Source organism: Rhizobium sp. PL01, assembly GCF_033447125.1.
Taxonomy (GTDB): Bacteria; Pseudomonadota; Alphaproteobacteria; order Rhizobiales; family Rhizobiaceae; genus Pararhizobium.
This window is the reverse complement of the sequence record NZ_JAWQUM010000003.1, coordinates 149580-169685: the sequence shown is the minus strand read 5'-3', so window position 1 is coordinate 169685 and position 20106 is coordinate 149580. Positions and strand designations below refer to the sequence as shown.

At 61.4% G+C, this 20106-nt stretch carries 18 protein-coding genes; 6 read left to right on the top strand and 12 right to left on the bottom strand.

Features of this window, described 5'->3' with window-relative positions:
• Positions 1-66: 66 nt before the first annotated feature.
• Positions 67-1803 (bottom strand): response regulator, encoded by a 1737-nt coding sequence (locus R6X40_RS08550; protein WP_318412650.1) that lies wholly within the window; start codon positions 1801-1803, stop codon positions 67-69.
• 281 nt (positions 1804-2084) lie between these two features.
• Here R6X40_RS08550 and mutL point away from each other — a divergent pair, with 281 nt between their 5' ends.
• Together mutL and R6X40_RS08540 are read left to right on the top strand one after the other, a co-directional pair.
• The gene (gene mutL / locus R6X40_RS08545; RefSeq protein ID WP_318412648.1) at positions 2085-3884 is read left to right on the top strand and encodes a DNA mismatch repair endonuclease MutL; all 1800 of its coding nucleotides are present in this window, start codon (positions 2085-2087) and stop codon (positions 3882-3884) included.
• Between the two features lie 165 nt (positions 3885-4049).
• Positions 4050-4277 carry a DUF2093 domain-containing protein gene (locus R6X40_RS08540; protein ID WP_318412646.1) on the top strand — a complete coding sequence of 76 codons (228 nt, stop codon included), beginning with the start codon at positions 4050-4052 and terminating at the stop codon, positions 4275-4277.
• A 58-nt stretch (positions 4278-4335) separates the two neighbouring features.
• Here the strand turns inward: R6X40_RS08540 and lpxK are convergent, their stop codons facing one another.
• Positions 4336-5367, bottom strand: a complete 1032-nt coding sequence (gene lpxK / locus R6X40_RS08535; protein ID WP_318412644.1) for a tetraacyldisaccharide 4'-kinase — start codon at positions 5365-5367, stop codon at positions 4336-4338.
• A 322-nt stretch (positions 5368-5689) separates the two neighbouring features.
• On the opposite strand from lpxK, the gene R6X40_RS08530 reads away from it, so the two are divergent.
• A complete protein-coding gene (locus R6X40_RS08530) occupies positions 5690-6772 on the top strand; it encodes a flagellin (RefSeq protein WP_318412642.1) in 1083 nt (360 codons plus the stop codon).
• A 23-nt stretch (positions 6773-6795) separates the two neighbouring features.
• On the opposite strand, the gene R6X40_RS08525 is transcribed toward R6X40_RS08530, so the two are convergent.
• The 5 genes from R6X40_RS08525 to R6X40_RS08505 all read right to left on the bottom strand — a co-directional run bounded on the left by R6X40_RS08525 (position 6796) and on the right by R6X40_RS08505 (position 11453).
• Positions 6796-7503 carry an HAD family hydrolase gene (locus R6X40_RS08525; RefSeq protein ID WP_318412640.1) on the bottom strand — a complete coding sequence of 236 codons (708 nt, stop codon included), beginning with the start codon at positions 7501-7503 and terminating at the stop codon, positions 6796-6798.
• A gap of 23 nt (positions 7504-7526) precedes the next feature.
• On the bottom strand, positions 7527-8840 hold the full coding sequence (gene waaA / locus R6X40_RS08520; protein WP_318412639.1) for a lipid IV(A) 3-deoxy-D-manno-octulosonic acid transferase: 1314 nt from the start codon (positions 8838-8840) through the stop codon (positions 7527-7529).
• Between the two features lie 100 nt (positions 8841-8940).
• Positions 8941-9177 (bottom strand): DUF4170 domain-containing protein, encoded by a 237-nt coding sequence (locus R6X40_RS08515; protein WP_318412638.1) that lies wholly within the window; start codon positions 9175-9177, stop codon positions 8941-8943.
• Positions 9178-9237: 60 nt separating this feature from the next.
• On the bottom strand, positions 9238-10050 hold the full coding sequence (locus R6X40_RS08510) for a 3'(2'),5'-bisphosphate nucleotidase CysQ (protein ID WP_318412636.1): 813 nt from the start codon (positions 10048-10050) through the stop codon (positions 9238-9240).
• A 56-nt stretch (positions 10051-10106) separates the two neighbouring features.
• Positions 10107-11453 carry a TldD/PmbA family protein gene (locus R6X40_RS08505; protein WP_318412635.1) on the bottom strand — a complete coding sequence of 449 codons (1347 nt, stop codon included), beginning with the start codon at positions 11451-11453 and terminating at the stop codon, positions 10107-10109.
• 170 nt (positions 11454-11623) lie between these two features.
• Between R6X40_RS08505 and R6X40_RS08500 the strand changes: the two genes are divergently transcribed.
• Positions 11624-13486: a monovalent cation:proton antiporter-2 (CPA2) family protein gene (locus tag R6X40_RS08500; RefSeq protein WP_318412633.1), complete on the top strand. Its 1863-nt coding sequence runs from the start codon at positions 11624-11626 to the stop codon at positions 13484-13486.
• Between the two features lie 9 nt (positions 13487-13495).
• Here R6X40_RS08500 and R6X40_RS08495 read toward each other — a convergent pair whose 3' ends face one another.
• Positions 13496-14119 (bottom strand): TetR/AcrR family transcriptional regulator, encoded by a 624-nt coding sequence (locus R6X40_RS08495; RefSeq protein ID WP_318412632.1) that lies wholly within the window; start codon positions 14117-14119, stop codon positions 13496-13498.
• Between the two features lie 170 nt (positions 14120-14289).
• Here R6X40_RS08495 and R6X40_RS08490 point away from each other — a divergent pair, with 170 nt between their 5' ends.
• On the top strand, positions 14290-15537 hold the full coding sequence (locus tag R6X40_RS08490; RefSeq protein ID WP_318412630.1) for an alpha/beta hydrolase family protein: 1248 nt from the start codon (positions 14290-14292) through the stop codon (positions 15535-15537).
• Between the two features lie 57 nt (positions 15538-15594).
• Here R6X40_RS08490 and R6X40_RS08485 read toward each other — a convergent pair whose 3' ends face one another.
• From R6X40_RS08485 to R6X40_RS08475, 3 genes are read right to left on the bottom strand one after another with little or no spacing between them, the layout of a single operon-like run.
• On the bottom strand, positions 15595-16464 hold the full coding sequence (locus R6X40_RS08485) for a patatin-like phospholipase family protein (protein ID WP_318412628.1): 870 nt from the start codon (positions 16462-16464) through the stop codon (positions 15595-15597).
• A 19-nt stretch (positions 16465-16483) separates the two neighbouring features.
• Positions 16484-17044 (bottom strand): 16S rRNA (guanine(966)-N(2))-methyltransferase RsmD, encoded by a 561-nt coding sequence (rsmD, locus tag R6X40_RS08480; RefSeq protein WP_318412626.1) that lies wholly within the window; start codon positions 17042-17044, stop codon positions 16484-16486.
• Positions 17045-17050: 6 nt separating this feature from the next.
• Entirely contained in the window at positions 17051-19084 is a 2034-nt protein-coding gene (locus tag R6X40_RS08475) for a pseudouridine synthase (RefSeq protein WP_318412624.1), read from the bottom strand.
• A 76-nt stretch (positions 19085-19160) separates the two neighbouring features.
• Here R6X40_RS08475 and R6X40_RS08470 point away from each other — a divergent pair, with 76 nt between their 5' ends.
• Positions 19161-19610, top strand: a complete 450-nt coding sequence (locus tag R6X40_RS08470; protein ID WP_318412622.1) for a nucleoside deaminase — start codon at positions 19161-19163, stop codon at positions 19608-19610.
• An 18-nt stretch (positions 19611-19628) separates the two neighbouring features.
• Here the strand turns inward: R6X40_RS08470 and R6X40_RS08465 are convergent, their stop codons facing one another.
• Positions 19629-20105 carry a GNAT family N-acetyltransferase gene (locus R6X40_RS08465; protein ID WP_318412621.1) on the bottom strand — a complete coding sequence of 159 codons (477 nt, stop codon included), beginning with the start codon at positions 20103-20105 and terminating at the stop codon, positions 19629-19631.
• Between the last annotated feature and the right edge of the window lies 1 nt (position 20106).

The window sequence follows — 20106 nt, the reverse complement described above, 5'->3', positions numbered from 1 at the left end:
GGTTTAAACCCGTGCTTTTGCTTGCCTTTCCCGCGATATTTTAGCTTATTCGAACACATCGAACCATTAGCCGGCCATGCGTTCGGCTTTCGTGTTGACAAACTTGCGGTAGACGGCCTCGATCATGTCCGGACTGATCGGCTTGGTGATGTAATCGTCCATGCCTGCGAGCTTGCTGTGCTCAATATCGATATCGAGCGCCTGCGCCGTGACGGCGATGATGGGCGTCTGGAAGGCTGCACTTTTCTCGAGAGCGCGGATGGCGCGCGTCGCATCAAATCCGTTCATCACCGGCATCGAAACATCCATCAGCACGAGGTTCGGCCGATGTTGCTGCCACAGCTTCACGGCTTCCTCGCCATTGGCGGCGATGCGATAGGATATGCCGAGCCCTTCGAGAATCTGGGCAAAGACGAATTGATTGATTTCATTGTCTTCGGCGACCACGACTTCGACTTCCGGCATGGGCCGGCCGGTCAGGCAGGTTTCGGGCACAATGATATCCCAATCGGCAGGACCCTCAGCCTCCACTGAAGGCAAGGCGCCGATGCCGTTTTCGCAAAGAGCCAGAATGCTGGCGCGCAATTCGACGGCTTTCCAATCCTTGGCGATCACCAGGGACGGCGACATCGTCCAGCTCGAAACCGTGGCCAATGCGTCTGTCATCATGCCATCGATCAGAAGTGTCTCGATCGTGATACCGCGCGCCAAACATGCTTCTTTGAACGCTTCAAGCTCTGTGGCGTTTCTGACCGCGCAGGCATCAAAACCCCAGCGGCGCAACTGCGGCACCAGATTGATTTCAAGTGCAGGGGCGGTCGTCATCAAAAGGATTTTCTGCTTACCCTTCATGTCGGGGTCTATGATGGCGCCAGCTTCGACCAGATGCTGCATATCGATCGAGCGGAAGGGATCATAACAATTCTGCGCTGGAACAAAGGCGCTGTAATCCTTGACATCCAACGGCGACCGGCCGGACGTGATGTCATCCAGCCCGCTATAGCCGACGACCAGATCAGTCACGTCGTTCATGCAGGTAACCAGCAGATATTTACCGGGGTCTCCAACGCGGAACTTGCGGGTGACAACCCAGAGATCCTCGCCATCCGCCTGAACGATCTGCTCCGGCTGGCAATGCACATCGCCACTCTCCAGCGTTGCACGGTCGGAGCGCTCGAACTTTTCAGCCAGATCCGGCTCGAGGAGATCCCAGACAGACCGCCCGAGAATGGCGTCCGCCGTCATGCCGTGGATGGCACAGAATGCCTTGTTGACGGCGATATAGCTGAGGTTTCGATCCTTCACGCAGATCGGGTTGGGCAGGCAATCGAGGATACCCTCTGTCAGCTCGACGCGCTCCATGTCGAGCTGCATCTGTTCTTCGCGCTTCTTCTGCTCGGAGACGTCACTGATCGCCACGATACCGAGGCCGCTTGACAGGCGCCGCTTGCGCACATTGATCCAGCGGTGGCGGCCGATACGCTCGACGACGTCGAAACGCTCGCGCCAGTGGTGCGACAGATGTTCGGAAATCCATTCATCGCGGTTGGCATGGCGGCGGCTAGTCTCAGGCGCAGTGCCGCTACGAACGCCGGAATCGAAGATCGCGCCGAGAAAATCCTTCAGCCGTGTTCCCGCCTCCAGAAAATGCGCCGGAATGGGGTAGAACTGGAGAATGGGGCGACTGGCAAAAACAATCTCATCATTCTTGTCACAGACAAGAATGGCCAAGCCGAGCGCGTCTGATGTCGCCTCAAGCACGGTTTTCTGGATGTTCGCGCCGAAAGACGCTACATCATTCATTGCATAGCCCTCTTATAACCTTGGCGGCTTCTTTTTCCGGGGACATGCTGACAAACGCGCCTATCAGGCCGTATCTGGAGTTCCGTTCCCGGGCGGACAGCTGCGCCACAGGCTCCAAATGACAAAACCTGTGCTCATTCAGGTTGTCGCAGACCGTCGCATCTTTGTATTAAGGCCAGATTAAACCCGGCCGAATTTGTCACAGACCCACACCTCGACACAGCCGGGGATAGATCCTCCAGCGCACTTTTCATGTGCAGCCGAATCCCGGACAATAGACCATGGCCATCAAGCAGCTCTCAGAAACCCTTATCAACCAGATCGCCGCCGGTGAGGTCATCGAACGCCCCGCCAGCGCCGCCAAGGAACTGATCGAAAATGCGCTCGATGCCGGTGCTACCCGCATCGAGATCGCCACGGCAGGCGGCGGCAAGACGCTGCTGCGGGTGACCGACAACGGTTCCGGCATGGGACCGGACGATCTCGAATTGGCGGTGCGGCGCCATTGCACCTCCAAGCTCGACGATAATCTTCTGGATATCCGCACGCTCGGGTTTCGCGGCGAGGCCCTGCCCTCGATCGGCTCGGTGGCGCGCCTGACGATCACCAGCAGGCCTGCCGGAGCCAGCCATGGCGCCGAGATCGGCGTTTTCGGCGGCAAGCTGCAACCGGTGAAGCCGGCCGCCGTCAACCAGGGCACCGTGGTTGAGGTACGCGACCTGTTCTTTGCCACGCCGGCGCGGCTCAATTTCATGAAGACGGAACGCGCGGAAGCCTCAGCCATCTCCGATGTCGTCCGCCGCATGGCGATCGCCTTTCCGGGCGTGCGTTTCGTGCTGTCCGGTTCGGACCGAACGACACTGGAATTCGCCTCCACCGGCGACGACCGGCTGGCCCGCATCGCCCAGGTCCTCGGCCGGGATTTCCGCGACAATGCGATCGAGATCGACGCCGAACGAGAGGGCGCGCGGCTGACCGGTTTTGCAGGAGTTCCCACCTTCAATCGCGGCAACTCGCTGCAGCAATATGCCTTCGTCAACGGACGTCCGGTGCAGGACAAGCTGATCTGGTCGGCACTGCGCGCCGCCTATGCCGAGACCATTCCACAGGGCCGCTATCCGGTGGCCGTTCTATCGCTGACGGTCGACCCCGATGTGGTCGACGTCAACGTTCATCCGGCAAAATCCGACGTGCGCTTCCGCGATCCCGGCATGGTCCGCGGCCTGATCATCGGCGCGATCCGCCAAGCGTTGACGCAGGATGGCGACCGCGCTTCGACGACCGGTGCAAGCGGCCTGATGCGGGCCTTCCGGCCGGAGCAGCAGCGCCCGAACGCGAACTGGACGGCTGCCGCCTCCCCCTACCGGCCGATGGATTTCGGCTCGGCTTCCAATGGTTTCAGCGAACGGCCGCAGGCAGCTTTTGCCGAAATGACCATGCCGTCGGCCCGCGCTCCGATGAGCGAACCCGAACTTGGCTCCGCACCGCAGCCGGACAAGGCCCACCCGCTTGGCGCGGCCCGGGCGCAGCTGCACGAAAACTATATCGTTGCCCAGACCGAGGATGGCCTGGTCATCGTCGATCAGCACGCGGCCCATGAGCGGCTGGTGTTTGAGGAGTTGCGCAAGGGCCTGAATTCGCGGGCGATCCCGGCGCAGGCTTTGCTCATTCCGGAGATCGTCGATCTGCCGGAAGACGATTGCGACCGGTTGATCAGCCATTCCGCCGAATTCTCGCGGCTGGGGCTCGGCATCGAGCGCTTCGGTCCCGGGGCGATCGCCATTCGCGAGACACCCTCCATGCTTGGCGAGATGGATGCGGTGGGATTGGTCAGGCAACTGGCCGACGAGCTGGCTGAATGGGACACGGCCAATGGCCTTGCCAGCCGCCTCGACTATCTCGCTGCCACCATGGCCTGCCATGGTTCGGTGCGCTCCGGCCGGCGGCTACGGCCAGAGGAAATGAATGCACTGCTGCGGCAGATGGAGGCAACGCCCGGATCCGGTCAGTGCAATCACGGCCGGCCGACCTATATCGAGCTGAAGCTTTCCGATATCGAGCGACTGTTCGGGCGCAGTTAAGCAACCGGCTTGTCAATTGCGCTGGAAATCCGGACGGTGTCGCGCTAGAGCATGGACACAACAGATGGCGCTTGGATGCACGTCGCCTGATCGCGTCCGTTCCGGATGCGTATCGAGACGGTGCTTCCAAAGAGCGGGCGAGAAATCATGCGGGGTCGCAGGACGATGAACAGATTTGAGGGCAACGGCAACCGGGAAGCCAAGATCCGCTATCTCGATGGCGACTTCCAGATCGTGCTGCCCGGATCGCATGTCATCTGTGCGATGACCGGCGCCATCATCCCCGTCGATGAACTGCGCTACTGGAGCGTCGCGCGGCAGGAACCCTATGCCGACGCCGAAGCCTCCTATGAGGCCGACAAGCGCGCCGGCATTCTGCCAAACCAGACGTAAACCTCGATCATTCCAACGGGATCGCTTGCAGCGGCACCGTCCCTCAGCAGCACTGGGCTTACGACTTGCGGAGGTTGCGGGTCCGCGCCGCCTTGACCGCCGCGTCGATGATCTTGCCCGGTGAACCGGGATCGTCGAAGCGGACCTCCACCTCGATCACCCTGCTCTTTTCCATCAGCTCCCCGGCACGGCCATGCCCGGGCTCCAGCCGCACCATGTCCTTGGCAGTGGTCACCAGCTGGTAGCCATGAGCGGCGGCATGGTCGAGCAGATCGGCGATCTCATCCTCGGAAAAGTGGTGATGGTCCGGAAAGCTGCGGGTTTCGGCGATCACAGCACCCGTCTCGCGCACCGTGCGGAAGAACTTCTCCGGATCGGCAATCCCGGCCCAGGCCAAAACCTGCACATCCTTCAGCCAGCCATCGTCGAGATGTTCGACATTGGCGGCATAAATCTGCTTGCCGGCGCGCGCGGAGCGGCGGATCAGGGCATCGGCTCGATCGCCATTGCCGATCTTCAGAAGCGCAGAGGCGTGACGGATCTGCTGGCGGATCGGTGCCCGCACCGGACCGGCCGGGATCAGGAAGCCATTGCCGATACCGCGGCGGCTATCGATCACCAGCAGGGAAAAATCGAATGTCAGCCGGGCGCTCTGGAAACCGTCGTCCATGATGATGATATCGGCGCCTTCAGCGACCAACCGGTGGGCGCCCTCGACACGCTTGCGGCAAACCACGGCCAGGCCCTCGCGGGCGAGAAGCAGCGGTTCGTCACCGACGTCGCGGGCACGGTGATGGGCGGGATCGACGACTGTGGTGACATCGAGCGAACCGCCATAGCCGCGGCTGAGAAAGCCGGGCTTCAGCCCGCGCCGGCGGGCAGCACGCGCAAGCGCGATCGCGGTCGGCGTCTTGCCCGCTCCACCCACGGTGAAATTACCGACGCAGATGATCGGCACCGGCACGGACGCGCGCCGCGCATGGTCCATACGCGAGCCGGAAATGCGTCCATAGATCCAGGAGAAAGGCCAGAGGCCGTAAGCGCGCCAATCCGCTTTTGTCCACCAGAATGGCGGTGCATCAGAAACCATCAGTCCTTCCAGGCCTCCCCGCGCCGGCCGGTTTCTCCCGGCTTTCGCAATGCCGTGCGCGGCAAAATTCTTGTCCCATCGAAAACATTTTTTCAGCACAGAAAATGATCTCGATCCGCGATACAAAACGTCAGATTGCCGGCAATTGCAAGCCGCGCGCGCATCGGCAGGCATGATCAGCCATTCACACGTTAGCGTCAAACACCTCCGAGAAGCCCGCAGCAACCCCGGCGATATACCGAGTATTAACCAGTCTGGGGCACTCTGGGTTAACCAGATTTGGTGCCTTTCCGTTTTCCTGTTTTTTGTAGCGGACCTAAAAATGAACATGAGTTTCAACGCGGCGGCCACCGCCGCTTTGGCGATTCTGCGCCATAATGACAGCACCCATGCCAAGATGCAGGATGTCATCACCACCGGTATGCGGATATCAGAAGCCGCGGACAATGCCGCCTATTGGTCGATCGCAACCGATATGCGCAACACCACCAAGGCCACCAGCACCGTGATCGACGCGCTGGAACTGGGCGCTGCGCTGGTTGATGTGTCCTATCAGGGGATGGAAGACCTCATCGCCATCACATCCGAAATCAAGACCAAAATCATGGCGATGAAGGAGCCGGGCGTGGACCGCTACAAGGTCAGTTCGGAAATCTACGAGTTGGAAAAACAGTTTCTCTCGACCACCCAATCCTCGTCGTTCAACGGCCGCAACCTTCTGGCGCCGGGCCAGCTGCACTACACCGAGAAAAGCTATGTCGACGGCAACGGCAAGACGCTGAACTATATCGAGATGAGTCCCCCGGACACCAACGTCGCCTTTGGCGGCATCGTTGCCAGCTACACCAAGGGCACGGTCGGCATCATCAACATCTATGGCGACAGCAACCTCAATGTCTTCGGCCCGGCCACCTACAAGAACGATGACGGCAGCACCTCAGCGCAGAACGGGCTGGTCGATACCCCGCAGGCCGACGGCATGACCGGCGGCGTACCGCACCCGGACCCCGCCAAGGGCACGGCATGGCTACCGGCCTTTAACGGCCGCACCCAGATCGGCCTTGGCACCGACGACATGTTCAGCGCCTCGCATATGGGCGAGGTGCCTGCCAACCTCGTTGAAACCGCAACCGATCTCCTGCTGAAGCGGTATGACGACATCCATTCCACACTGATCGACCGGGCGGCAACGCTTGGATCGCTCAGCATGCGCATCGACATGCAGACAGACTTCAACAAGACGCTGACAGCGACAATCCAGAAGGGTATCGGCCGGCTAGTTGATGCCGATATGAACGATGCTTCGACCAAGCTCAAAGCCGTGCAGGCACAAGTTCAGCTGACCGTTCAAGCACTCAACATCGCCAACAACGCACCGTCGCTGCTGATGCAGCTGTTCCGTTAGGATAGGCAGACAGCCACCACCGCCTAAGCCAACACCGTCTCGAGTTCAGTGATATCGTTGAGGCAATGATCCGATGCCGCCGCGAGCGATTGCGGCGAGCCGGTGCCGGTCAAGACGGCGACCGTCAGGCCGACCCCGGCATTACGCCCCATATGCAGGTCGTGATTGTTGTCGCCGACGACGGCGATCTGGTGAGGCTCAAGCCCGGTCGCGGCGCAAAACCCATGCACCATGCCGGGCTGCGGCTTGGTGCCGAAGCCACTGTCATACCCTGCGACATAATCGAGGTAACCGTCGAAGCCAAAGCGCTTGGCGGTTTCGCGGATCGAGCGTTCATTATCACTTGAAGCGACGCCGAGGCGGTAGCCTTTGGCATGCAGGCCCGCAAAGAACGTGGCGAGGTCGGTGACAGGCACTGCATACTCGGCGGAATTGGCAAACAGCCCGTCGAGCTTCACCGTCAGCGCCTCGACTGTGTAGGGTGCACCTGCCGCGACCATGCCGGTGGCGATCTCGACGGTGTTGCCCGCAGCCAGAAGACTGTCTGGCAGCACATGGCCGGTGTCGGGATCCATGCCACCGGCAACCAGCAGGCGCCTGGCCAGCGCGTCATCGCCATTGGCGGCGATGCTGGCAACTTCATAGTTCACCGGAACCCAGCTCTTCACATAATCGAGCAGCGTCCCGTCCTTGTCGAAGAGGATACCGGAAATAGTCTTGTCGGTCGTCATGAGCATCCCACCGGAAGAAAGTGTCAGTTGTCGCTGCGTGGCTGCAGCCGTGCCTTCACCGTCAGCGGGTTGATATAGGGTTCAAGACCCCGGATCGTTGCCGACAATGCTCCGCGCATTTCATGCACGGTTTCGAGCCCCGCATCGATCATCTTGCGACGAACCTCGTCGTTGACGAGAAGATAGTTCACGCCCTTGGCCAGCATCTCGACATCGCGGATGATCTTGGCACTGCCGTTCTTGGCGAGCATCTGGTAGGTGTCGCGAAAATTCTGGACATTGCCGCCGGACAGGATGGCGCAGCCGAGCATGGCGGGCTCCAGCGGGTTTTGCCCGCCTTCGCCAAACAGCGAGCGGCCGACAAAGGCCACCTCGGTCAAACGCAAATAAAGCCCCATCTCGCCGATCGTATCTCCCAGGAAAATATCGGTTTCCGGCGTGATCGGATCGTTGCGGGTGCGACGCGCGACCGTCAATCCTTTGGAGGTCAGCATCGCCTCGATCGCATCGCAGCGCTCCGGATGGCGGGGCACGACGATGGTCAGGAGGCCGGTGCGCTCCTTCAGGGCGCGGTGGACCATGCCGGCGGCATTTTCCTCACCCTCGAAGGTCGAGATGGCAGCCCAGGTCTTGCGATCGCGAATCTGCTGGCGGTAGTGCTTGAGCGCCTGATTGTCATGCGGCGGCGCATCGGTATCAACCTTGAGATTGCCGGACACCATCACCGGCAGCGCACCAAGGGTGCGGAAGCGCTCCGCATCGGTCTCGGATTGGGCAATGACCAGCGCCAGGTTTTCAAACAGCGCATCGGCAAGCCAGAGACGTTTCTTCCAGCGGCCGAAGGTGCGGTCCGACAATCGGCCGTTGACCAGCACCTGCGGAATATGGCGCCGCCCGAGCTCCATCATCGTCATCGGCCAGATCTCCGATTCCGCGATGATCGCCAGATCCGGCTCCCAGTAATCGAGGAAACGGCTGACGGCCGGCTTGAAATCGAGCGGCACATATTGGTGGATGACACGCGATCCGAGCCGATCGGCGACAATGCGGGCCGATGTCTTCGTGCCGGTGGTCAACACGACCGAGATACCACGGCGGGAGACTTCATTGATCAGCGGGATGATGGCAGTGGTTTCGCCGACGCTAGCAGCGTGAAACCAGACCAGTGGTCCTTGCGGGCGCGGCGCGCTGGCATGACCGTAGCGCTCCTGACGGCGCGCACTGTCTTCCTTGCCCTTGGCGGCGCGGGCGGCAAGATAGCCCCAGACCAGTGGATAGGCCGCCGTGCCGATCCAGCGATAACTGGACAAGGCCAGCCGGGCGAGCATGCGGGTCATAGGGACAAGCCCCCCGCGCTACGGCCAGCCCGAAAGCTGTCCGCTTTGGCGGCGGCGGCCTGTTCAGCCGCACGGCTTGCCTGTCCGAAACGCCCTGGCATCAAGCCTGTTCCGGATCCAGCAACCGGTGCATGTGCACGATGAAATAGCGCATATGGGCATTATCGACGGTCAGCTGGGCCTTGGATTTCCAGGCCGTCAGGGCGCTGTCGTAATCCGGGAAGATGCCGACGACATCGAGTTTTTCCAGGTCGCGGAACTGGACACCGGTCAGCGTTGTCAATTCACCGCCGAATACCAGATGCAGCCGCTGTTTTACTTCCGAATTCTGAGCCATCAGACCTTCCAATTTTCTTGCTGTATTTTGCCTGTGGTTTGCGGCATTCAGCCGGAAAGGTCAATGGCCTTCCAGACCCTGCGACGCCGCAATCAATGCCGGTAATGCGGGCTTTGCGGCCGCGCACAGGACCGTATGGCGAACATTGGGGCGATTGTAGGAAAGCGGCTGCGCATCGAGGTTGGAAAGCGCGCCACCGGCCCGTTCCAGGATCAGATCGGCCGCTGCCAGATCCCAATCATGCGAATTCTTCTTGACGACGGTGCCATCGATCCGGCCATCGGCAATCATCGCAATCCGGTAGGCAAGCGATGGCACATGCGGGATACGCGACACGCTGGCCCGGTAGCCGGGCTCCAGCAATCCGACCGTTTCTTCGGCCAGTGCGATCCGGAGAACCGCCCCGCCCTCCGGTTTGACGTTGATCGGCTCGCCGTTCTTCAACGCCTCGCCCGTTGCTGTCGCCTGAAACAGTTCGCCAAGTGCCGGAGCAAAAAGGACGCCAGCGACAGGACGGCCAAGATGCACGACGGCGACGCTGACGCACCAGACGTCCTTGCCGGCGATAAAGGCACGGGTACCGTCGATCGGGTCGACCACGAAGACCGTGTCACAGCCAAGCCTTGCTTCATCATCATCGGTCTCCTCCGACAGCCAGCCATAGTTTGGCCGGGCCGCAAGAAGTTTTTCCTTGAGGATATCATTGGCGGCAAAATCCGCTTCGCTAACCGGCGAACGGCCACCGTTCTTCCACTGAACGTCCGGATCCTTGCGGAAATAGGTGAGTGCCTTTTCGCCCGCAGCCTTCGCCGCCGTCGTGATCAAGTCCAGATCGCTGGTCCACGGCTCCGGCGAAGGGCGGGCGGCATTCATCTCGGTCTTTCCATTTCCCGCGGCATCGGCCGCGTTAAAGATGCGTAGACGGGCACTTATTTGCCCGCAAGCGTCATGCCTTCAATGGCAAGCGTCGGGGCTGCGACGCCGAACTTGCGGTCGATATCGTCGGCAAGCGTGATGGCAAAGAACATCTGCTTGAGATTGGAGGCAATCGTGACTTCCGAAACCGGGAAGGTCAATTCGCCGTTCTCGATCCAGAAGCCGGAAGCACCGCGGCTGTATTCGCCGGTCAGCATGTTGACGCCCTGGCCGATCAGTTCGGTCACGTAGAAACCCGTTCCGATGCTGCGGATCAGATCTTCACGCGAGACGTTGCCGGGTTCCAGCGCGAAATTCGTCGCCGAGGGAGAAACGGCCGTACCGCCACGTGCGCCGCGCCCGTTGGTCTCCAGACCCAGCTCACGGCCGGTCGAGGTGGACAGAAACCACTGCTGCAGCACACCATCCTCGATCATCGACAGTTTCTGCCCGGTGACGCCTTCGCCATCAAAAGGGCGCGAGGAAGAGCCGCGCACCACCAGCGGATCGTCGGTGACGGTGATACCGGCCTTCATCACCGGTTTTCCCATCATGTCGCGCAGGAACGAGGTCTTGCGGGCAACCGAGGCACCGTTGATCGCACCGGCGATATGCCCGGCAAAACCGCGCGACATGCGCGGATCGAAAACAACGGTGACATTCTTCTGGGTCGGCACCTGGCGCGGACCGATACGGGCCACAGCCTTTTCGCCGGCAGTCCGGCCGATCTCGGCAGAGGATTTCAGATCAGCGAAATAGAGACGGCTGTCGAAATCATAGTCACGCTCCATCTTGGTGCCATCGCCGGCGATGGCGCTGACGGAGCGGCCAAAACGGGTGCCCATATAGGCGCCGGAAAACCCGTGCGACGTGACCAGCACCATGCCGCCCATGCCGGCAGAGGCACCAGCACCACTCGAATTGGTAACACCGCTAACGGCAAGTGCTGCCTCTTCGGCCTCAAGCGCTGCGGCGGTCAGGGTCTCCGTCGAGACTTCCGTCGGGTCGTAAAGTTCAAGATCCGGATAGGACCGTGCCAGGCGCTCGCTGTCTGCAAGGCTTGCATACGGGTCTTCGGGAGAGGCCTTGGCCATCGCCACGGCGCGCTCGGCCAGCACCTTCAGATCAAAACCCGGATTGGCCGAAACGCTGGCGACACGGCGGCCGACAAACACTCGCAGCGAAAAATCATCGCTTTCCGAGGCGTCGGTACCCTCGACCTTGCCGAGACGCACGGAGACGGAACGGGAGCGGCCCCGGACCACCACGGCATCGGCCTGATCGGCGCCAGCTTTCAGCGCCAAATCGATGAGCGCGGCCGCCCTTGTCTGCAGAACACCGGAATCGATAATATCGGACATGATTTAGCCTTTCATTCCCGCTCCATTTATTGTGCAGTAGGACCGGCATCAAGGGCATATCCTGATTCTTGATCACCGCCCCCGACCAAATGCCGATTTTCGGGCAAACTTCTGCCCAACCAGACACGCCAGAGCTGCAACACGCGGCTGCGCGCCAGGAAAGAATACCTATGTCGACGACACCCGCGCTTACCTCACAGGCTCTGCTCTTGCTCGGCGGTGCCGTCGTGGCAGCACCGATCTTCAAAAAGCTCGGGCTCGGCACCGTTCTCGGTTATCTGGCAGCCGGCATCATCATCGGCCCTCTGCTGCACCAGATCATCGACGGCGAGCAGATCCTCGGCTTTGGCGAACTCGGCGTCGTGTTCCTGCTCTTCGTCATTGGACTGGAGCTAAAACCGTCGAGGCTGTGGCAGATGCGGCGCGATATCTTCGGGCTTGGCACGGCGCAGGTGATGGTGACCGGCGCCGTGGTTTCGGCAATCGTTTTCTGGGCCGGCCTGCTCGACTTGAGCGGCAGTGTCATCACCGGCTTCGGACTGGCGCTCTCGTCGACGGCCTTTGCGCTGCAGATCCTCGACGAGAATGGCGACACCAACACGCGCTATGGCCAGCGGGCCTTTTCGGTGCTGCTGCTGCAGGACCTGGCGATCGTACCGCTTTTGGCATTGATCCCGCTGCTCGCGCTGCAGGCACCTGAAGATACGACGCCGCCGCTCGAAGATTTCAGCATCGCTGTTGGCGCGATCCTGATTATGGTCATTTCCGGCCGCTATCTGCTCAATCCGCTGTTCCAGGTCATCGCCCGCACAGGGGCACGCGAGATCATGATCGCGGCAGCGCTGTTCATCGTGCTCGGAGCCGCCACCCTCATGCAGCTCGCTGGGCTTTCCATGGCGATGGGGGCGTTCCTCGCCGGCGTGCTTCTGGCGGAATCATCCTACCGCCACGAACTGGAGGCCGATATCGAGCCTTTCCGCGGCTTGCTGCTCGCCTTGTTCTTCATGGCGGTCGGACTGTCGCTGGACCTTCGTGTCATCGTCGAGAACTATATGCTGATCCTGATCGCCGTGCCCGTGCTGATGCTGGTCAAGGCTGTGGTTCTCTACACGGTCTGCCGGTTCACCGGTTCGCCGCACAATGACGCCGTGCGGATCAGCCTGCTGCTGCCGCAGGGCGGGGAATTCGGGTTCGTCCTGTTCACCGCAGCGGCCACTGCCGGGGTATTTACCGACAGCTGGGCGTCCCTGCTGATCGTCATCGTCACCCTGTCGATGGCGCTGACGCCTGCTGCATCCGCCTTGGCCGGGCTTATGATGCAGGACCAGGAAGAGGCAACCGAAGAGCTGGAAGAGGATTTCAACGGCGCCGGCGCCGATGTGCTGATGATCGGGTTTTCCCGCTTCGGGCAGATTGCTTCGCAGATCCTGCTTGCAGGTGGCCGCGAAGTGACGATCATCGATCACTCTGCAGCCCGCGTGCGGCAGGCGGCGACGTTCGGGTTCCGCATCTATTTCGGCGATGGGACACGGCTGGACGTGCTGCGCGCCGCGGGCATCGAGCGTGCCAAGATCGTTGCCATCTGCACGCAGAAACAGGAGATCACCGACCGGATCGTCGACATGGTGCAGGCGGAATATCCCAATGCCCGGATTTATGCCCGCGCCTATGACCGGCTGCACACCCTGTCGCTGAGGGCCCGTGGCGTGGATTACGAGCTGCGCGAGACGTTCGAGTCCGGCCTGGTGTTCGGCCGCAAGGCGCTGGAAGGATTGGGGATCGCCGACAATGAGGCAGAGGAAATCATGAACGATATCCGCCGCCGCGACGAAGCCCGGCTGGTGGTTCAGGAGGCCGAAGGCATCAGCGCCGGCCGCGACATGCTGCATTTCGAACCGGTTAAGCCGGAGCCGCTGATCAAGCCCCGCCGCGAGACGGCACCATCGCTGGCGGCCGACGACGATATTTTGCCGGACTCGGCGCCGGTGAAACCGAAGCCAGCCGAGGATGTCCTTGCCAACGCGGATCGATAAGGTCGCGTCTCACTCCGGCAACCGCAAATGCGCGCGCAACAGCGCTTCATTCATGATGATGACGTCATCAATGATGGCGTCATAGACGGTATCATCCCGCATCAGTGCAATTGTGAAACAGATATTGCCGGTTTCCAGCACCAGCATGCCCAAACGCGAAGCGATGTCCGCAGGCAACTGCGGATCGGCGTTGCGAAACCATGCCGCGTGGGTCTCGATAATCCCGCGGTCATGGTCCTTGGCGATCCGGCGAAGCTCCGGATGGGACTGCATCGCCTCCAGCGTCGGCAGCAATGCACGGTTCTGCGCATAAACGGACGCGATCTCTCTGGTGAACGCGCAAAAATCGCGACTAAATCCAGTCCAATTCTCAGGCCGTGGCTTGGCAGCATAGAAAGCCGATACCGGCCGGAAGGCCGCCAGCCAGCGCTGAACCAGTTCAAGCAGGATCGCTTCCTTGTTTGGGAAATACTGATAGAGCGATCCCACCGACAGGCCAGCCTTCTGCGCGATGGCGTTGGTCGTCAACCCCTTGAATTCCTGCTCGTTGAGCATATCGCGCGCTGCCGTGACGATGCGCTCGACCATCTCCTGCGATCGCTGCTGGCGCGGTTTTTTCCTAGCTTCGATCATGCGGTAAACGGCTCCGAAATACAGGGGCGTGCCTGCCACAATAAAACGCTTTAGCGGGCAAACTCCATCGCTATCAGAGCACCGACAATTCGGCAAACCTCGGTAATTGACAAATGCGAGTTAATACTCGTATTTCTGTCGCTACTATTCAAACTATGGGAGGAGATCCAATGCGCATGGAAAAAAGAGAGCGTTTTCAAACCAGAAGACTGTTGAAAGCGGCAGTGTTGTCACTCAGCATCCTCGCCGGTGCCGCAACTGTCAGGGCAGACGACCCGCCACCGTTTCCGGAGACCGTCGCGCAAGCAGTTGAAGCCGAGAAGAGTAATGCGCTGCCGCTGACGGATTTCTACAACCAAGCCTTCACGCTTAGCACCAGCCGCGCCGGAGCCCTTCTTGCCAAGGAAAACATCGATTACACGCTGCCCGCCGGTATAGGCGCGACGCGTATTCTTTATCACTCCATCCAGAGCGGGAAGGACGCGGTGACCTCCGGGGTCGTTCTTACGCCCGCTGGCACGCCGCCTGCGGAGGGCTGGCCAGTCATTGCCTGGGCTCACGGCACCAGCGGCGTTGCGCGGCAATGCGCACCCTCGGCGATGAAGGACGTCTATTACGGCGGAGAAGGTCTCACCGACATGCTCGCCGCCGGGTTTGCCGTTGTTGCCACCGACTACCATGGGCTCGGCGCTCCTGGCGCCCATCCCTACATGAACAAGACCGATCAGGCGCAGGACATCATCAACGCGATCCCGGCAGCCCAAGCTGCCGTTCCCGAACTTGGTAAGAAATGGGTCGTTTCCGGCCATTCGCAGGGCGGCCTCGCCGCCTGGGGCGTCGCTGAGCATCAGAAAGCCAAACCGGACGAAAACTATCTCGGTGCCGTGTCTGTAGCAGGTGCTACGCATCTTGGCTGGTTCCTCGATCATCCGGAGGCTACCAAGGGCGCAGGGTTCTATCTCGCCTGGCACGCTTATGCCGTTGCGCAGCGCTATCCGGGTTTCAAGCCTTCCGACATGCTCTCCGATATCGGCCAGGCCCATTACAAGGATGTCACCGAAAACGGTTGCTGGCTCTATGGCTTCCTGACCTATTCAGGTATCGAGGCGCCGCAGATGGTCAAGCCGGAATGGCGCGACAATACGTGGGTGCGGAAATTCTATCTGGAGAACTCTGCGGGAGCTACGCCGATTGCCGGGCCGATGCTGGTGATTGCCGGCGAAGGCGACAATGCCGTGCCAGTCGAGGCCATCCGCGATACGGTCGAGAAAGCCTGCGCCCTGAAGCCCACGCTGGAATATCGCAGCTATCCCGGTCTCGACCACGACCCTGTGATGAGCGAGTCCACCGGCTTCCAACTCGACTGGATCAAGGACAGGTTCGCTGGCAAGGCGGCCCCCAGCAACTGCGACAGCTGATCGAAGCTGCCGTCTCTTTGCTTCCGGTCGCCGGGTGCGGCGGCCGGTTCTGCAAAATTAAGCCTTAATCCGGGATTCGATTGCTTCGCCAAGTGCTGTCTTCAGCTGATCCTTGACCGCGGCGGTAGCGGTCAGCACTTCCTGGGCTCTGAGGAAATCCATCACCTTGAAGCGGTTGACCTCGGGGCGCAGCAGGATATCCGGCGGGTTCGCCTTCATTTTCATGGCGATGATCGACTGCATCATCAACTGGCTGGCGCCGAACAGGCTGTCGATCCGGCTCGGCATGGTTTCGCCATCTCCATCCGGCCCGCCAACGACATCGACCGCGATGACGATATCGGCCAGGCCGGTCAGATGGTCGAACGGTACGGGATTGTAGATGCCGCCGTCGATCATCACGCGGCCATCGATACGGACCGGCATGAAGACGGCCGGAAGGGCTGCAGAGGCAGCTAGCGCCTGATGCAGATCACCGTGCTCACAAACCCGCTCGGTCTGCCCATAATAGTCCGTCGTCATCACTTTCAACGGAATATGCAGATCGGCGAAATTCTTCGGAATGGCATCCGGCAGGAAAGCGGGAAGGATACGTTCGATATTGAACTGGCCGACACGAAAACCGCCGGTCACGGCCTTGGCGAAGCTCGCCGGCCGCAGGCTCCAAAGCCGGCTGGCGATCTCTTTGCGCTGGCCGACCGTTGCCAGCGTATGCTCGCGGATTTCGGCACCGCTCAGGCCCGCCGCCATGCCTGCACCCATGATCGCACCGATGGACGAACCGGCGATGGCAACCGGGCGAATGCCGAGTTCGTTCAACGTTTCGATGACATGAATATGAGCAAGACCGCGCGCACCGCCGCCGCCGAGAGCAAGGGCGACGGTCGGTTCGGCTGATGTTTTCGATGCGTAAAGGCCTTGCGTCATGCTCAGCGTCTTTCCGGTGTCACGCGGCGCGGTAACGGTAGAAATGCATCCTGGTTTCGCCAAACAGACGGTCGTCGATGAAGTCGAAGCCATCCTGCAGCACAGGATGCACATCGGCCCGCTCTTCGAGCACGGCCAGTGCGCCCGGCACCAGCCAGCCGCCATTGGCAGCCGACGCCAGCGCCTTCTCCCCCAGGCCCTTGCCATAGGGTGGATCAGCAAAGAGGAAATGGAACGGCTCAACGGTACCGGCGAGACCGAGATCGGTCGCATCACGGCGGAAGACACGCGCCCGGCCGGTCAGGCCGAACGCTTCGATATTGGTGCGCAGCAGCCCCCTGCCCTCAGTCCCCATTTCAACGAACAGGGCTTGACGGCAGCCGCGCGACAGAGCCTCAAGCCCCACCGCGCCGGTACCGGCGAACAGATCCAAAACCCGGGCGCCCTCAAGCGCCTCCGGGTAGGAATGGCTGAGGATATTGAACAGGCTTTCGCGCGTCCGGTCCGTGGTCGGCCGGATGTCGTTGGAATTGGGCGTTGCGAGCCCGCGTCCGCGAAACTCGCCACCGACGATCCGCACCGGCGTTTAGTTCCCGCGTCCGCGTGGTTTGCCGCCACCTGCGGGCGCAGGACGTCCGCCGGAAGGCTTTCCACCACCACCGCCCGGCTTGCGCGGACCACCGGTCTTTGCGCCGAACGGTTTTGCACCACCCGGCTTGCCGCCGAAGGATTTTCCGCCGGCTGGCCGGTCGCCCGAAGGCTTGCCACCGAACGGACGGTCACCGTCGCGGCGTGGCGGACGGTCGCCCTGGGGACGATCACCACGCGGCGGACGATCACCGAAATCCCGCGGCTTGCGGTCGCCATCCTCACGCGAGAACGACTTTTCGCCAAACGGCTTGCGGGGGCGGTCGCCTTGCGGACGGTCACCGGCAGGCCGGTCACTTCTCGGCCGGTCGGAGAACGAGCGCGCACCTTCGGCACGCGGCTTGCGGTCACCGAATGGCTTGTCACCATCGCGGCGCGGCGGGCGGTCACCCTGGGGACGGTCACCCTGCGGACGATCGCCACGTGGAGCGCGGTCACCGAAGCTGCGGCCACCGCGATCGTCGCCGCCGGAACGCTTGCGGTCGCCACCACGCCCTTCGTCACGGCTTGGCTCTTCCGTTGCACGGATCCAGTCATTGTCATCTGCGTCACGCGTAACGATCACGCGCGGGCCGCGATCGGGACGATCGTAGACCGACGCCTTCTTGCGGTCCGGATCGAACTTCCGGTTAGACTTGGTCGCCAGACCATCCCTGGACTTGCCGTAACGCTTGACGTCCGGCGCGCCTTCCGGGCGCTCGCGGCGCACGGGCTTTTCTGCAGCCTCGGCGCCTTGGGCATCCTTCGGCTTCTTTTCGGCCAAGGGCCGGGCACCCGGTGCCATCCAGACATTGGCCTTGCGGGCGCGGAAACCCGGTTCGCGCTTCGGCTCATCAAATTTCGCCGCCGGCGCATCGCGTCCGCCACGATCGTTGCGGTCAGGACGGCCGCCGCTGCGGTCGTCACGCTTTGTCGTATCCAGCCGCGACAGAGCACGCTCGCGCTTGTCGCCGGCCTTTTCCTTGAACCCGCCGCGTTCACGGGCTTCCGGCTTTCCAGCCGCCCATTCGTTCTTCTGCGGCTTCTCTTCTTCGGCAACACCGGCATCGAAGATCGGCGCATCGAAATTCGCCTTGGCATCCTCGATCAGGCGCGGACCGAGCTGATCGCGCAACGTGCGGCCGCGGATTTCCTGGGCCTGGCCTTCCGGCAGTTCGCCGAGCTGGAACGGACCGTAGGAAATTCGGATCAGCCGGTTCACGTCGAGACCGAGCGCGCCCATGACGTTCTTGATTTCGCGGTTCTTGCCTTCGCGCAGACCCATGGTGATCCAGACGTTGGAGCCCTGAACCTTGTCGAGCGTCGCATCGATGGCGCCGTAGAGCACGCCGTCGACGGCGATACCGTCCTTCAGCTTGTCGAGGGCTGCCTGATCAATGGTGCCGTGGGCGCGGACGCGGTAGCGGCGCAGCCAACCGGTGGCGGGCAACTCGAGAACACGAGCCAGTCCGCCGTCATTGGTCAGCAGCAGCAGGCCTTCGGTGTTGATGTCGAGGCGACCGATGGACAGAACGCGCGGCAGCTCTTCCGGCAGATTGTCGAAAACCGTGGCACGGCCTTCCGGATCGGAGTTGGTGGTCACCAGGCCGGATGGCTTGTGATAGAGCCAGAGGCGGGTGCGCTCGATGCCGCGGATCGGCTGACCGTCCACTTCGATGTGATCGGCGAGTGTCGCATTGACGACCGGGCTGTCGAGCAGCTTACCGTTCAGCGACACGCGGCCTTCCATGATCATTCGCTCGATATCGCGGCGCGAGGCCACGCCTGCGCGCGCCATGATCTTGGAAATGCGCTGCGGCACCTCGGCACTGACGGTTTCCGTTGCAGTCGGACGCGGCTTGCGCGGCTTTTCCGTTTCGGTGCTGTCAGCCGCCGAAAAATCGGCAGCGGTGTTGCGCGCGCCGGTATAGGGCTTCTTGTCGGACCGTGCGGGTTTGCCGCCAGGCCGCTGGGGCTTGTCTTTGAATGTCATTTGTGTTGCCTGCCTTTTGGGCTGTCCTATCAGGTCACAGCCCTTGGGTTAAGAGAAATTATTACGGGTCTCAACGATGGCTGAAACGAACCGCTTTATGGATTTGGCCTTGGAAGAAGCCAGAATGGCGGCTGCGCGTGGCGAAGTTCCCGTTGGCGCAGTCCTGGTCGTCAATGGCGCGATCGCCGCCAGCGGCGGAAACCGGACGCGCGAGCTCAACGATGTGACCGCGCATGCCGAAATCGAAGTGATCCGCGCCGCAGCAAGCGCCATCGGAGCTGAGCGGCTGAACGGCGCCGATCTCTACGTCACGCTCGAGCCTTGCACCATGTGCGCGGCAGCCATCTCGTTTGCCCGTCTGCGCCGGCTTTACTACGGCGCCGAAGATCCGAAGGGCGGCGGCGTCGACAATGGCGTGCGTTTTTTCAGCCAGCCGACCTGCCATCATGCACCCGACGTCTATTCCGGTCTTTCCGGTCAGAGCGCGGCAGACATCCTCAAGGAATTCTTTGCCGGGAGACGCTGAGCGCGCAAGCCGAAAATCTTAACCTGCGGCAAAGCTTTCAAGTGCTGCACCGGAGAGACGATAGCGCGTCCATTCCGACAGGGGCTCGGCGCCGATCGCCTCATAGGCCTTGATGGCCGGCTCATTCCAGTCGAGCACGCTCCACTCGAAGCGGCCACATCCCTTCTCGACTGCAATTCGCGCCAGATAGCGCAACATCGAACGCCCGGCACCCGATCCACGTTGATCCGGCGTGATATAGAGATCTTCGAGATAGAGACCATTGCGCGCCAGCCATGTGGAATAGCTGAAGAACCAGACGGCGAAACCCACGGGCACGCCATCGCGCTCGCATATAGCCGCATCGGAAACGGAATTTTCGCCAAAAAGCGAAGAGGTAACCGACTGAACGGTCGCCTCAACTTCGTGACCGGCTTTTTCGTAAACAGCCAGTTCGGTGATGAAGCGCAGGATGGTCTCTGCGTCCTTGGGGGTCGCTTTGCGAATCTCAAACATC